The sequence below is a fragment of the Cyanobium sp. NIVA-CYA 375 genome (assembly GCF_056108345.1).
On the sequence record NZ_JBSYHW010000060.1, the window covers coordinates 1 to 15874 of the forward strand.

At 64.3% G+C, this 15874-nt stretch carries 5 protein-coding genes; 3 read left to right on the top strand and 2 right to left on the bottom strand.

What is annotated here, in order from left to right:
* Positions 1-191: hypothetical protein (locus AC01FP_RS13040; RefSeq protein ID WP_474480792.1), on the bottom strand; the 191-nt coding region annotated here is incomplete at its 3' end.
* Positions 192-488: 297 nt separating this feature from the next.
* On the opposite strand from AC01FP_RS13040, the gene AC01FP_RS13045 reads away from it, so the two are divergent.
* Together AC01FP_RS13045 and AC01FP_RS13050 are read left to right on the top strand one after the other, a co-directional pair.
* Complete coding sequence (locus AC01FP_RS13045; RefSeq protein WP_474480794.1) at positions 489-1076, top strand: VTT domain-containing protein; 588 nt, start codon at positions 489-491, stop codon at positions 1074-1076.
* A gap of 141 nt (positions 1077-1217) precedes the next feature.
* A complete protein-coding gene (locus tag AC01FP_RS13050; protein WP_474480795.1) occupies positions 1218-1964 on the top strand; it encodes a response regulator transcription factor in 747 nt (248 codons plus the stop codon).
* Positions 1965-1977: 13 nt separating this feature from the next.
* Here AC01FP_RS13050 and AC01FP_RS13055 read toward each other — a convergent pair whose 3' ends face one another.
* On the bottom strand, positions 1978-2139 hold the full coding sequence (locus AC01FP_RS13055) for a hypothetical protein (RefSeq protein ID WP_474480796.1): 162 nt from the start codon (positions 2137-2139) through the stop codon (positions 1978-1980).
* A gap of 91 nt (positions 2140-2230) precedes the next feature.
* On the opposite strand from AC01FP_RS13055, the gene AC01FP_RS13060 reads away from it, so the two are divergent.
* The coding region (locus tag AC01FP_RS13060; protein WP_474480797.1) for a hypothetical protein at positions 2231-15874 on the top strand (13644 nt) is incomplete at its 3' end.

The following is a 15874-nucleotide window of genomic DNA, read 5'->3' on the forward strand; positions in this document are numbered from 1 at the left end:
CCCAGCCCGTAGGCCACGAAGGCCAGCGAGATCGCCACCAGCAGCAGCAGCAGCAGCAGCGATTCGGAGCGCACCAGCCGATCGATCAGGGGCGGTGCCAGCGCCCCCACCAGCGGGCCCGCCACCACCCCGATGAGCAGATGGCGCCAGCATCGCCAGCTGGGCGGCGGTGTTGTTGGCCGGATCCACATGCAGCGCGAGGTGTGTGCTGTGCGCGTGTGCCTGGAATAGGCCGGCGATGAAGCCGAAGCACAGCAGTGAGGTCACGGTGCTGAGGGCGGCCTCGAACTGCAGCAGATCCTCCAGGGCACCGCTGTCGGTGGCGGTGAGGCAGCTGGCGGCGAGCCAGGCTGAATCCGGATTCCGTGGCAGCGCCACTCCGTGGAGCTCAGCCTTCGGAAGCCGCTGGTTAGATTTTGGTCTATGTGCGGATCGGCTCTGGCGGATCCTGCGGCGGTTCGTTGCCTCGCGGCGATTCCTCCACGCCCATGCCATCGATCCACCCCTATCTGTACCTGCTGCTGCTCAGCGCCGCCGTGGGGCTCGGCCTGCCCGCCGGGGCCCTGGTGGTGGGGGCCGGCGCCCTGTTCGGTGCCTGGATCGGCGTGCCCGTCGTGCTGGCGGGCGAGGCCCTGGGCCTGGCGCTCAACTGGAGGCTGTGCCGTGGCGTGCTGCGGCCGCGCCTGCAGGCCTGGCTGGAGCGGCGGCGGCGAGGCCGGCGTCTGCGTCTGCTGCTGCAGCAACCGGCCGGGGTGAGGCTGATCGTGCTGCTGCGGCTGGCGGCGATTCCGATGTATCTGGTCAACGCCGCCTGCGCCCTGGGGCCGACGCCGCTGCGCTCTTACGCGCTGGCCTCGCTGGTGCTGGTGCCTCGCTTCAGCTTGATGGTGTGGGCCGGATCGCTGGGGGCCCAGGCGGCCCGCGGGGCGCTCAGCCCGCTGGCCCTCACCCTGCGGGCGGTGGCCCTGGCGGCCACGGCTGCTGTGCTGTGGCTGCTGGCCCGTTTTCTGCGCCGGGGGCTGGAGCCGGTCGCCCTGCAGGAGGCGGAGCCGGATACGCCGGAGATCCCGGCATGAGTCGTGACCAGACGATCGCGTCCGATTCCGGCGGGCAGGTCCTGGCCGCCGCCAGTGACCAGCCGTTCGGGATGGAGCTGCGGGCCTGCGGTCGCCCATCGACTACGTTCGCACGCTGAAGCTGGGCCGTGTGGGTTGCCAATGCCTGACAGCCTGCGGCCTGCGGATCTGAGCAGTGCGCTGCGCTTCGTGCCGACCAGCCCGGGGTTCATCCGCCGCACCCTGCTGGTGAATGCGCTGCTGGGCGGCTGGCCGATCGTGGCCGGCACCGGCTCCTGGCTGGAGGCCCACCTGGTGGCGCGGCTGGCGCGGCTGGCGCGCGTGCCGAACCTCTGCGGCAGCGGCATCAACGAACAGGAGGTGTGGGATCTGGTGCGCCAGCAGGACGGTGACGGCCGCGAAACGCTGGTTGTGCTCACCGACAGCATCGCCGCCGATCAGGGCCGTCGCCTGATCGGCCGCCTGCGGCGCAGCCGCGCCCGGGTGCTGATCCTGCTGCTGGTGCAACAGGACCACTGGCTCACCGCCGAGGCCCTGGCCGATTGCCAGGCCCAGGCGATCGTGCATGTGGAGAGCTTCGGCAGCGGCACGCTGATCCGGGCGCTCCAGGCGCTGCGCCATGGCCAGACCTTCCTGGACCCGCGTCTGCGCGAGCGACTGCAGCAGCAGGCCGCCATCACCCTCAGCGGCCGCGAACAGCAGGTGCTGGCCGGTCTGTCGCGCGGGCTGACCAATAAGACGATCGCCCTGGAGAGTGGTATCTCCTCCACCACGGTGCGCGACTACGTCAGCAGCCTGATCCGCAAGCTGGCGGTCAGTAATCGCACCGAGGTGTTGAGCCGGGCCCTGGACCTGGGCCTGATCCGCGAACGGGGCGCCGGGCGCTGAACCGAGGGTTGGTTCAGCTGCCACATAGCGACACCAGCCCGCCCCGCGACAGAGGAGAGCCGGCGAGGCGTTGGGGCCGCAGCCTGATGCCGTGGCCATCGGCGCAGGGATCGGCGCAGCGGGAGAGGGCGCAGGCCTGGCACGGCCGCTGCAGCCGTGGTGACGGAACCCCCAAGACCCGACATTTGTAGGGATGGCAAAGCGCAGGCAGCCATGGATGATTGCAGGAGAGTCCCGATCCGCGCCTCCTGCTGGGGGCGTCTGCCATGCCGACCACCAGCTCCTTTCAGGCCGTCATCGATGCCAACGGCACCAGCCATGGCTTTCTGGTGGACAACGGCCTGCTGCTGCAGTGCCAGTGGAATCCTGAGGCGGGGCGCTGGGAGCAGGGCGAGGCGGTGCCGGGTGCCGTGGGGGGCGACAGCCTCAGCGTGCTCTACCTCGACAAGCTCTGGCCGACGAGTTCCACCTCCAGTTCGGGCACCTGGAATCCGGGCCTGGTGGTGGCCTACCGCACCGGCCGCGGCAACGGCAGTGAGATCCAGGCGGTGTTCGGGCAGTGGAACAGCAACGGCGAGCTGCAGTGGAGCGCTCCGCAGTCACTGACCAGCAATGGCGTCAACGAAAAGGAGTTCAGCCTGGTGGCGGGGGTGAACGGCGGCTTTTCGCTGGTGAGCCAGAAGCAGGAGGAACGGCCTGGAGCCGAGGGCACGGCCACCGGCCTGGGGATCGCCAGGCCCGACACCGAGCTGTATCGGGAGGACTTCGCCCTCCAGCGCGACGCCGACAGCCCCAGCGGCTATGGCCTGCAGGCGGCGGCCGGCAGCAGCCTGCAGGGCCTGGTGCTCAATCCCGCCAGCGCGCCCCTGGCGGCGCCGAGGGTGACCACGGGGGAGGGGATCCAGTTCAACCGCAGCACCCTGGTGTTCAGCGGCAGCAACGCGCTGCAGGGCGCACTGCCGGGCAGCGGCGTGGGAGGCGTGGTGTGGAGTGGGACCCGCCTGAGCGGCCAGGCGAGCACGGGCGGCAATGGCTTTCTGAACTTTGGCGTGTTGGGGAGGCCTGTGAAGTGGCAGATCAGTGTGCCTCTCTACACCTCGGGAAGAGGTGAGGTGTCTGAAATCCTCAGCACGTCTTCGTCTGGTGGTGGCTATGATATCGCGGAATATGGTTCTTCCCAGCCCATACTTCTCAAGCCGGTTCGCACGTTTGAGGATTCATATAAAGCGTCCAAGATGTTCAGTGGTGTTCTTGACAACGCCGAAAGGCCGCGAAGTCGTTCGGTTCAATTTCTCAGCCAAGGCTTGGAGCGCGATAGCGGACTCCTCGCGCTCACGGGCCTCCCGTCGATCGGAGGTGATATCTCTAGAGCGGAAGACGGTAGTGGCGAATGGCGCTGGGGCATCTATGGCAGGGGGTCGTTCGGCTTGCTCAACACGGGAGAGGGGCCGGCATTTGATAGCATTACCAAACTTGCGTTCGTCGTCGCTACAACGGATCAAGTGCGAAGTTTCATTGACGCGAGAAAATTCAGCCTTGGTCCTGATAATTTAACCAAGAAAGTCACCAAGAACTATGCATTCGGTTTTTCGGGATCGGTGGCTTCCGAATTTCTGTATGCCAGTCTGAGCGCCCAGCCCAAGGCGCCGATCAAGGTTGTCAGTCGTGAGGCGCTTGCCGTTGATCTGGGTGCCAGTTATACCCAGAGAAAGCTGCTTAAAATCGGTGATTTTCCGGTCGTTCAGCTCTTCAATATCAAGGGTTCTGATTCCTTTGGCTATCAGTGGGTTCAGACGCTCTCCAATGACGGGTTGCCCATCGCCGGCGCCGGTGGAATCCTGCCCGAAGTGGCGGGATTGACAGCGGACAGTGCAACCGCGGCTCGCTTTCTCTTAAATATTTATGGATTCAACAAATTGCGTGGGGAGACGGATGCACGGATGCGACGTCTCAAGTCTAACACCTATGGACTCTCAAAAGAAGATGTGGCTCTCTATAACAGGGACGAGCCGAATACTCATCTTTATGCCAATTTAGCGCTTGGTCTTGTTGGCACGGCCACATCCCTGCTCGCTCCCGTGGGTGTGGCTGTGCGGCAGCCGGCCACTCAGACCAGCAAGCAGAGCCTGTTCAATGCCACAACGCTGAGTGCCACGGTCGCCTGGAACGGTCTGGGCTTTGAGGCCAATCTTTATAATAATATTAGCTTCAATGCTGCTTTGGGCCCGGACCGTAATAACGCCTTTTTTAATGACAGGTTTCTCGCTGAAGTCGGCTTCAGTCTCTTGGGCGCCTTCCAGCCGATTCTTCGCTACTCCACCAGCTATACCGCCTCGGGCGATCCCACCGTTGTTCCGGCGCCGCCGTCCGCTTCGGGGCCTGGGGCGCAGGAATCTGCCGGCCTTCCCGGAGAGGATGTGGGTGATGCGCAGCCCGTGGCAGGCACGGACCCTTCGCCTTTTTATTACAACCCCAGCCTCGGATCGACGGCCAGCGACGGGGCGGGCGCCTCAACGCTGAGCAGCACGGTCAGCACGCTCTATTCGTTGGTGGTGTCTGCAGGGCCCACCGACCTGGTCGGCACCAGGCTGTTCCAGCTGAGTGGCAGCAGTGGCCGTGGCTTGAATGATGGCAGCTACACGAATGTGCGCCTGCTGGGTGTGGTGCCGGAGGGCAGCGACAGCTATGCGGAAGCCAGCATTGTGGTGACGGGTGGTGCTATCACCAGCGTGGTGATCACCAAGACGGGCACCTACCTCTACCTGCCCCCCTACAGCACCATCGGCAACACCGGTTCTGCCGGTGAAGTGGTGCTGGTGCCTGAGTTCTATACCGTCAATCCCGCCACCGGCACCAACCTGGCCGACCCCGCTGCCGTGGCCCAGGGCACCGTTGTGCTGCCCACCATCCTGGTGACCACCAACCCTCCGGCTGGAGACCCGCCCGCCCAGCTGAGCAAGACGCCGATCTCCGTGTTCAACCAGGTGAAGGTGGGCTCCGGGGGCTCGGGCTATCCCCTCTGGGATGCCAGCACCGCCACCGCCACGGCCCCCGTGCCGGGTGACAACACTCCCTACACCTACAGCCGCGTGCTTTGCACGATCGCTGCGGCCGACGGGTCAGGGCCGATCTCCGATCTGCAGGGCTCCACCAGCACCTACGCCACGGTGGTGCTCGTGGCCGGCAAGATCCAGAAGGTGATCCTCGAGCAGCCGTTCTATACCGCGGCCGCGGCCAGTGCGGCTGGCTACAGCCTTGATCTGCAGCTTCCTGCGGGTGTGTCGCCCACAGCTGCCGCCAGCCTCAGCCTCAGTCCGTCCAGCGCCAGTTACAACAACTTCATTGACGACGGCAGCTTTTCTGCCCAGGCCTTTGCCCCTGGCAGCGAGCCCACCGGCGCCGGCGTCTACATCGCTGCCGGCAACACCGACAGCGCTCCCCTGTATGCCAATCAGAAGGCCCTGCCGTTGCAGAGCCGCGTGGTGTACCGCGATTCCAAAGGCAACAGCACCTACCTCAATGCCATCAGCTGGATGGCGGCCACCCCAACGCGGCCAGCGTATTGGGGTGTGACCAACAACCGTGCCGTCTTGCCGGTGGATGGCTACCAATCCACCCTGCCGGAGTTCTCCCTCGCCAGCCAGCCGGTGTCCACCCTGGTGAGCAGCACGGGTGAACCGCTGGTGGCCTGGGTGGAAAACCTCACCAGCCAAGGGATTGTGCAACGGGCCGTTCCCTCCGCAGGGGCCAATGGCATCGAGAGCTACCAGAAATTCATCGGGGACGTCTACAGCAATCAACGCATCGCCTACTCCTACAAGAATGCGCGCGGCGAATGGGAGACCAATCCGCTCTATTACGTTCCCGCAGACGGCGCGATCATTCAGAACCTGCAGGTGGTCAACACCACCCCCGTGGGTGCGGGCAGCCCTCAGGTGCTGATGGTATGGACGGAGACCTCGATTGAGGCCATGCAGGGGCTCAAACCCCAGCTCTCCAGCCTGCAGAACGGGTCCATCCCCACGGTGATCAAATCCGCCCAGTTCGATCCCCAGAGCGGCCGCTTCTCCACGCCCGAGGTGGTGCCCTGGGATCCCAGCACCGAGGTGGGGCTGGGCGTCACCGATCTCAACCTCAGCAGCCAGTGGAGCGTGGCGGCCGACGGCAGCCTGGTGCAGACACCCTCGCTGAGCTGGAGCCAGTACGTCGCCACGCCCTACCAGCTCTCGGTGCTCAACAGCAGCCCCGTCGTCTACGACCCGTTGAATCTGGAGGGTCCCGGGCTCAGCAACAACAACCTCGGCAGCCTCGCCAATTCCCCCCAGACCTTCACCAGTGCCTCCAGCACCGGTCTGCAGTTCGGTGTCGCCGGCGCTCTGCAGATCAACAGTGATGCCGCCGTGCAGAACAGCGATGGCACCGGTGTGCTCAGCATCGGCGTGGGCTCCCTCAATGGCTATGAGCAGGCCCTGGCGGCCCAGTCCGGCGTGGCCAGCACAACCCCAAGTCAAGCCCTGCCCCGCAGTCCTTACAGCCTGGAGTTCTGGGTCAAGGCTCCCGCCGGCAAGAACCCCGAGGGCGCGGGCCTGCTCGCGCTGGGCCAACCCTCCGAGGCGGCCGTGGGCGCCGCCGTTCTGCCCGCGGGCTGGTCGCTCACCTCCAGCTTTGTGGTGGAGCAGCTCACCTGGGCCCAGGCCGTCGCCAAGGGCCTGATCGCCAGCAGCGCCATCCCCAGCGGCCAGGAGAATGACCTTTACGGCTACAACTGGGGCCTGGTGGCCGATGGCGCCAACAGCACCGCCAGCGGCGCCAGCAATCCCGGCGGCAGCAACCTCTACAGCAACGCCCTCAGCATCACCAACCTGGTGGCCGGCACTGCCCTGCCCGGCATGGCCCAGTTTCTGGCCAGCTATGGCCTCAGCAGCGATGTGCTGAAGGGGAGCTCCGGGGTCAGTGCCAGTGTTCTGGCCACCGTGCCAGGCACCGCGCTGCAGTTCAACAATGCCCTGGTTGATGGCAGCCCCAGCTCCAGCCTCAATGGCATCGCGGTGGACACCAGTTCGGCCCTGATCAACTCCGGCGTGGTCACCGCCGCCAGCAGCACCTGGACAGACAATGCCAATCTCCAGACGCTGTTCGCACAGCTGTGGTCATATCAGCAGAGCTATGGCAAGCCCAAGGTGAACTTCAGCCTTGATCCTGCCAGCAGCGTCGCGCCTTCGGCCTCGGCCCCATCCGCCACCGCCCAGGAGCAATACGCGGCCTACGGGCTCAACTTCCAGCTCAACCAATCCACGGCCGTTTCCATCGACGCCAACGGCAAGCTTGTCTTTGATGTGGGCGCTGCTTCCAGTCTGCTCAGCGACGCAGCGATCAATGATGGCAACTGGCACTATGTCGTCGCCACCTACCTGCCGGATTACGTCCTGGCAACGATTGCCGATAAGCAATATCAGGTTCCGCAGCTCACCGGTACGGCCTCGCTCTACATCGACGGCAAGGCTGCCGCCACGCCTCTGGCGATCGATGATGTGTTCTCCCCCACCACGGAGGCCGATTCAGCCCTGCTGCTCTATGGCAATGCCGGTGGCAGCATCGATGAGGTGGCCCTCTACACCACCGCCCTGACGGCGGTGGAGGCCAAGCCAGCTGTCTTCGATCCTCAGAATCCCTGGCCGATGATGTCCGGCAAGGATGCATTGGAACTGGTGCAGGCACTGGGCTACAACATCGCCCAGCTCAATCAGAATCCCGGTGTTGAGATCGGTGCAATCAATCAACACTGGCAGGCACGCAGTGTGGATCCCAGTGGTGCCGAAAAGGCCACCTTCACCGCCACCTACGCCACGGATGCCAGCGGTGATGCGGCCTGGACGCAGGCCCAGTCCCTCAACCTGCAGGCCGCCCCCATCGCCACCCTGCCCAGTGCCACGCGGCCGACGCTGGCTGAGAATCTGGCGATCGTGACCCTGTCGGGCGGCGACTGGAGCAGTTTCAACCCCGCCCAGCGCACTCTTGCTTCGGTCACTGCGCAATACGGCACGGTGGTCAATGGTGCGTTCACGCCCGTGGGCAGCGCCTTCAACCTGGCGCCCGACCAGATCCTGCTGGGCAACAGCACACTGCAGCAGCTGCAGCCCGCCGGCAGCGACACCAACCTCAGCTACACCTTCCTCACCAATACGCCGGAGCTCAACTTGCTGGTGCCCCTCAGTGAGGAGCTGGCGCTGCAACAGCGGCAATCAGGCAACACCTATTCCGTCCAATACAAGCTCAATTTCACGCCCAACCTCACCAGCACCACGCCTCCCCCCACGGTGTTGTCGGGCACGGTGACGCCATCGCAGCTGCTGCCGGTGCGGCAGCAGCTCAATCCATCGGCTCTGCAGGGCAAGTCCCTCTACCCCAGCGCCATCGCCACAGCCGATGTGCTCGAGCAGGCCACCAGCCAGCTGCAGTACATCGACAGCGGCGAGGTGATCCAACGCCAGAGCGTGCCATCGGCCTCCACGCCGGGGGCCTTGCCCACTCCCGTCCAGGGATTCGGCTACTCCACCATGGCCGGTCGCTACAACAGCGACACCAGCACCCCGTCCGGCTGGCTGGCGATTGCCCAGCCCTTCACCCCCACGGCCGGCAGCAATCCGGCCGGCCGGATCTGGATTCAGTACACCGGCCAGTATCCCAGCAGTGGCAATCCCAGCACCGCTGAATCACCGATCACCTGGCTGAATGCGCTGGCCCGCAGCAGCTTCTCTGATGCGGCACCCAACCTGCCCCTCCTCAACGACACCCGCAATCCCAGCAGTGGTGGCGGCCTGCTGATCCAGGCGGATTCCACTGCTGGCTGGGGTGGCAACATCGGCAACACGATGCTGGTGGTGGACCTCAACGGCGACGGCAACGATGAGTTGATCCTTGCCGCTCCCAACACCAATGCCGGCGGTACGGTTTACATCATCGATGGCAGCTGGATCCAGAAGAATCTCACCACCAATCCTGAGATCCTTAATCTCAGCAATCCCGAAAACCTCGGTGATGTTGTCACCGTGCTCACCCCCGCCGCTGCCGGCGGCCTGCCGGCGGGTGACGACAGCAGCAATGCCCTGTTTGGCACCGCCCTGGCCTTTGATGGCACCGATCTGATCATCGGCGCGCCTGGCTATCAACGGCAGATGGTCAGCGGCGACAACAGCACGGCCGTCAGCATCGGCGCCGTCTATCGCTTCAACACCAAGGTTCAGAGCCTCGGCAGCCCATCCCCCAGTCTCAGTCAACAGCTGGGGCAGGGCGGCAGTCTCCAGTCCCGCGATCCTCTCGGCGAAACGGTCCTCAGCTACTGGGGTGAGCAGCTCGGCAGTGCCATCACCGCGGCGCCGGACACGGGCGAGGTGGCGATCGCCGCCAGTGGCTATACCGCGGCTCTCCAGTACAGCGGCAAGCAGGCGGTCCAGAACGAGCTGGATGCCAATTCCAGCCCAGGCCCCTTTGGTGATGGGGCGTTGCTGAGGCTGCAGCTTGCTTCCGCGCTCAACACCACGGCGGGCAGCGGCAGCTTTGCGGATGTCGCCAACGCCAGCCAGGGCAACAGCACCGAAGCCAGCGGCTACATGCAGCGGCTCAAGGCTCTGATGACCGATCCGATCGTCAAAGCCACCGCCTACGCCGATCAGAGCCTCACCGCCAATGCTGTCGGTGCGGTCTACTACTACGCCGCCGGCGCGGCCGCCGACAGCGCGCCCACAGCCACCTTTTATGGCCCTTCGCCCTGGAACACGGGCGCCACTGGCTTCGGCTCCAGCCTGACCCTCGCCGATCTCAACAACACCCAAAGCAAGACCCTGGTGATCGGTGCCGCCAGCAGTGGTGGACCGGGCGCCACCTATTTCATTGCTCCGGAGAAGCTCCCCAGCACGGCCCTGGTCGATGCGAGCAGCGGCAGTCCCCAGTATCTGGCCTATCTCAGTGCCGGCCTCACCCTCTATGGCAACGACACCACAGACCAATTCGGCTATGGACTTGCCAGCGGTGATGTCAACAATGATGGCTATGACGATGTGCTGATTCAGGCTCCTAATACCGGCAGCAGCCAGGGTGCCGGCTATCTGGTGTTTGGGACCGACAGCATCGATTACGCCAATGCCTTTCTCGCTGGCAATGGTCCCTACACCGGCACGATCGGTGCCGGTGGCATCGGCTCGGTCAGCAACAACGCCGGCAGCCTGGCGCTGGATGTGCTGGTGGAGTCCAATGCCGTGGCCAACGCTGAGACAGGGCGTGGCAGTTTCAACATCAAGGATGTGGATGGCAATGGCATCCCCGACATCCTGCTTGGCGCCCGTGGTGCAGGCAGCGCCTACATCACCTATGGCAAGGAGTATCTCGCCGACATCAGCAGCTTCCAGCTCAACAAGCTCGCCGGCAATAATGGCTTCATTCTCGAGGGCCTGGCCAGCACCACGCAGGGGTCTCTGCGCTCCATCGGTGATATCAACGGCGACGGCTATGGGGATTTCTTCTCCCGCCAGGATGGCGGCCTGACCAGCACCATCCGCATCGAGCTGGGGGCCTCCACGGATGACATTCTTGCTCAGGCCGCCCAGAGCTTCATCAGCTTCAGTGTCAGCAGTGACACCCAGGTTCTGGCTGCTGGCGATGTGAATGGGGATGGCCTTTCCGATCTGGCCCTGTTCCGCCAGGTGGATGTGCCAGGCGACAACTCCCCCGGCGCCGGCAGCCTCACCGGTCTCTTGTTCGGCGATGTCAACAGCTCGCTCCAGCTGGGCGAGAATGCTGGCCTGCTGGTGGATCCCTACAGCGCCCCGCTCGCTCAGCAGATCACTGACGGCCTCACGGATCAGGCCCCGGCGATGACGGTGGTGGGCGACACCCTCTACAGCGTCGTCAAGGGACTAGGCAACACCAACCTTTACATCAATACCAGCAGAGATGGGGGCAACACCTGGCAGTCGTGGTTTGACATCACCACTGAAAGTCAGGCGGGTGTGGCCACCAATCTTGGTGCTTCGATCGCCTACTTCGATGGCCTCCTGCAGCTGGCCTATGTGGACGCCACGACAGGCACGATCAGCGTCACCAGCCTCAATCCCGACGGCAAACCGGATGGCTGGAGTGCGCCGCAGCGCCTGGCTGGGTTCAGCACCAGCGCACCACCGTTGCTCCTGGACGAGGGATCACGGCTGGCCCTCTATTGGCTGGGTGAGGCTGGCACCATCCAGCAGTCCTTCTTCACCCCTGTCGGCAGCTCCGGCGGCAGCTGGACCAGCCCCCAGGCGATCAGCACGCCCACCGGAGAGCCGATCACCAGCCTCACGGCTCTGGCCGGGGTGGTGACCGACACCCGCACGATCCTGGCCTACGGCGGCAGAAGCACAGACGCCGCCAGCCTCGGTCAGCCCACCGTTGAGCTGATCGCCTCCACGCCGAGTGATCTGGCGTTCACCAGTCTGGAATCGCTGCTCAGTGCCGATCGGGTCGCGGACCAGGCACCGGGCCTGACGCGCACCAGCACTGGCCTTGCCCTCACCTACACCACCAACGCGGGCTCGGTGCAGCTCGGCACCCTGGATCTGGCCGCGGCCAGCAGCTCCGGCGATGAGCCTGCCTGGAGTTTCGCCAGCGTGGCCGGCCTGAACACCCAGCTGGCCACCACGCCGCTCTTCCACCAAGGGGCCCTGCTGATCAACAGCAGCCTCGCTGCCAGCGATGCGGTTGAGCTCACTGCGATCGGCACCAGCAGTGGCGTCACCTGGCTGAATACCACTGCCGAGCTGGGCGCCGGTCAGGGTCAGAGCCTGAGCCAGCGGGCCGGTGCGGCCAATCCCGTCAACCAGCCGGTGTGGAGTGATGCCATTGGGGGTGCCTCGCCCTCGGCCCCCAGCATGGCCACCAGCGGCGCCACGATCAGTCTTGCCGTCCACGGCACCGACGACCGGATTTACTGGAATCAAAGCACCGATGCGGGCAGCACCTGGAGCGGCTGGGTCGCACTGCCCCCTGGCATGACCACCTTCAAGAGCCCGTCGATTGCTGTGTTCAACGGTGAGCTCTATCTCTGTTATCTGGGCAAAGACAATAATCAGATCAACATCACGCGCTATGTCAACGGATCCTGGGTGAATCAGTATCAGATTCCCGGCCAGTCGGCCACCGCGGCCACGCTGTTGACCGAGGGCGACAAGCTGGCGGTTTACTTCACCGCCAACGATTCCCGCGATCTGATCCTGAAGGCCTACAGCGCCTCCCCATCCAGCAGTTCCGGTTGGAGCACCACGGGGATCAACTATGCCGATGGCACCCAGACATTACCCCAGACTGCCAGTTCCGCGATTGCCGCCACCCGCTTCAACGGCCAGACCTATTTCGCCTATCTCGGCGGCACCAGGAGCAATCGCAGCAGCACGGTTTACATCACGACCACCCCGGACAGCCAGGTTGACAGCAGCGCGGCCTGGGAGATCCCCTCGACCCTGAATGAGGGCACCACGCCGCCGGTGCTGGCGAATGGCCTGGGCCTGGCGCTCACCAGCAATGGGACGAACCTCGTGCTCAGCTATGCCGACACGGCCAATGGCAATAAGACACAGCTGCTCCGCAGCGGTGATGGCGCCAACTGGGTGGCTGATTTCGGCAGTCTGGCCGCGTTTGACTCCAGCGCAGCGATCGCCCTGGGCTATAGCCAGGCCGCCGGCGCCAGTGCCCCTGCCCTGGTGGCAGCGGCGATCACCTCCTCGGAAGCGATTCAGTTTTTCGGGGCGTTGAACAGCAACAGCCTCAGCGCCAGCGAGACCGCGTCGAGCCTGCAGGCGGTCGGTGATGTGAATGGCGACGGCTACGACGATCTGATGGTCACCTCCGCCAACGTGGGCTACGACCCCACCGGCCGGGGCCAGTTCACCGGCCCTGACGCCAGGCTGTTGAGCACGGCTCGGCTGCTGCTCGGTGCCGCCACGCCCGCGGGCCTGGCCGCCCAGGTTCAGGTGGGTGCCAGCCAGGCTCTGATCCAGGCGTTCGAGGCGCCCGCCCTGGGCACGGAGGCGCCCCTGCTGCGACCGACTGGAGCTCCGAATCCGTCCGCCATGCCGCTGCAGGTGGCGACCTCACTGGCGTTTGCGCAGCGCACCCCCGCCGGCAATCTGCTGAGTCCGTCACGGCCCGTGACGGCGGCCGAGATGCTGGCCAAGGCGGGCGATCCTGCCTCCCTGCTCAAGGTCAGCAACCTGTTGCTTCCCAGTGGCGTGATGCTGCCGGAACCGGCTGCCGCCAGCACGGGTCAGGGGGGGCTGAACAGTGCTGCGGGCTATGGCGATCTCAACGGCGATGGCTATACCGATTACCTCGCCGCCGATGGCCTGCTCAATCCCTATGCCCCCGCCGGCAGCGGCTATGGCGTCTGGAGCATCCGCGCCGCAGGCGATGTCAATGGCAATGGCTGCGACGATGTCTTCCTGGCCCTCAGTCCAGTGGAGACCGCTGGTCAGTTCATCCAGTCGGTGCTCGTGGATGGGGCCCTGTTCCATGTGGTCGACAACCAGTTCAGCCTCAATCAGGCCGGCCTGAGCAGCAGCAGCAGTGGAGCGATCTGGTCGACCCCAGGTCTGAAGGCAGCGCTCGATCCCTACACCTATGCCTACAGCGATCCCACCAGCAGCGACAGCATCCCCAGCCTGCAGACCTGGTTTGAAGGGATCCAGAGCTATCAGGGAGCGAGCAGCATGACGGCAGCGCCGAGCCTGGCAACGGGTGCGATCAGTCCAGCGGGTGGCGTGATTGCCCTGGCCGAGGATGGTTCCGGGCTGATCTTTGCTCCCAGTCCGACCGGGAGCTATAGCTTCGGTACGGTTGCCAACTCCAACTGGCAGGTCAGAAGTCAGGCGCTGAGCTTGCCAAGTATATCCCTCACAAACTTTGCCTGGTTTGAGGGCAAGCTTTACGCCGCCTTCACCAGCACGATTGGCAGTGGTAAAAGTGCCGAGGAGAATGTCATCGGCTTTGCCTATTGCTCCGATCCCACGGCTGCCGATCCTGCCTGGACCGTCATCAGCACGCTCAATGGTGAACAGGCCCTGACAGCGCCGGTTCTTGTGAATGAGGGTTCCTATCTGGCCCTCTACTTCGTGGGTACGGACAGCAAGATTCATTACCTCTTCTCCAACGACCCCTCCAGCCAGACGCAGTCGAGCAGCGGCAGCAGTGGCTCGTCCTGGGGTAGCTCTCTCCAGGCGGGAAGCACGCCTTCAGGCGACACGTTTGTCAACACCAGCGGTGTACTCCGCTATAGCGGCGGTGTGCAGACCAGCTCTGGCCGGCTGGCGGCGGCGCGGTTCCAGGGGCGAACGGTGTTGGCCTACTTCAGTGGTACCGACAGCACGCCGGAAGGCGGCATCGGGATTACGGTGCAGCCCACGGCGACCCCCTGGCTCAACAACAACTGGGGCAACGTGCAGTTCGTCAGCGCCAATGCCACCTCAGGTGGGGGGCTGTCCCTGGCGGCAACGTCCACCCAGCTCTATCTGGCCGCCAATGATGGAGCGTCTTCGCGGCTGTTCACGGCAAGCGCCACCCGTTCCAGTTCCAGCAGTGCGCCGGCCTTGAACTGGTCCTCGGGGAAATCGTTCACCGGTGTTCTCGGGATCCCACAGTTGACAACTGTTGGTGGCCGTCTTTTCTCGACGGTCTATTCAGATGTCAATGGTTATGCGGTCTCGCCGCTCGATCCCAACCTCGCTGCGGCTGCACAGCAGTCGTTGGCTGGATACTCCATCGACGCCAACCTCGATATCAACGGCGATGGCTTCCAGGATCTGCTGATCAGCGATCCCAGCAATCCCTCGCTTGGCCTGGATAATCAATACGCCATATTTGGCGGTGATTACTTCGATATCGGCACCCTCATCGGCACGCCCGCCGATGATACGCAGATTGGCACTCCGCTGGGTGATGTGATCTATGCACTGGAGGGTTCCGATGTCATCATCAGCAATGGAGGTCGCGATCTGATCCTGGCTGGATCCGGTAACGACGCGATCAGCATCATCGATGCGCGCTTCCGCCGCATTGATGGTGGCATCGGCGTGGACAGCCTCCAGCTCGAGGGGCAGGCGAATCAGGACTGGAACTTCAGTCTCAATACGGCCGCCATCAATCCTGCAGCTTTTTCGATTCGCCCGGGTAATCAGCTGCGTTCGATTGAGGCGATCTCCAGTCAGGGCTTTGGTGCTAACACTCTGCAGTTCGATGCAGCAGCCATCAACGCGATCAACAACAACCACACCGTGTTCCTCACGCCTGACGCCACTGACAGCATCCTGCTCAGTGATGATCTGCAACGTGACCCCTCTCGCGACACGGTGTATTCCGGGCTGCGCTGGAACGCCTATTCCGGCTCCACCAATGCGGCTCTTCTCTATGTGGCCGTTCCCAGTTCGCAGACCGCGCTGACCGCCTCCGGTGAGAACGTCTGGCTGGCGAGCCATGTCGGTGCTGTCGGGCCGCAGGCTCCGGCTGCCGCGCTCCTGGCGGAGGCATCGGTGAGTGGTGAACCGGCCGATCCCCTGCTCCCCAGGGCCATCGCTTCTGAGGTGGATCTCGGCAAGGGCCTCCGCCTGCGGTCCTTCAACGCCTTGGATCCCAGTGATGCGGTTCGCTTCGTGCTTGAGCGATCGGATGCCGGCGGACGTCGGGTGGTCATGTACACCACCACTTCGGTGAACAGCAATGCGGAAGCCGGTATTCATTACACCCCGGTGGTCGGTCTGGTGATCTTCGAGCCTGGCGATTCGCGCCAGGAGATCACGGTGCCGATCATACTTGAAGCCTTCCTAACTCGATCACCTTCCGCCGGTGCACGGCGCTGGTCAGCCTTCCTCGTCCTCCGAACAGAAGGCATC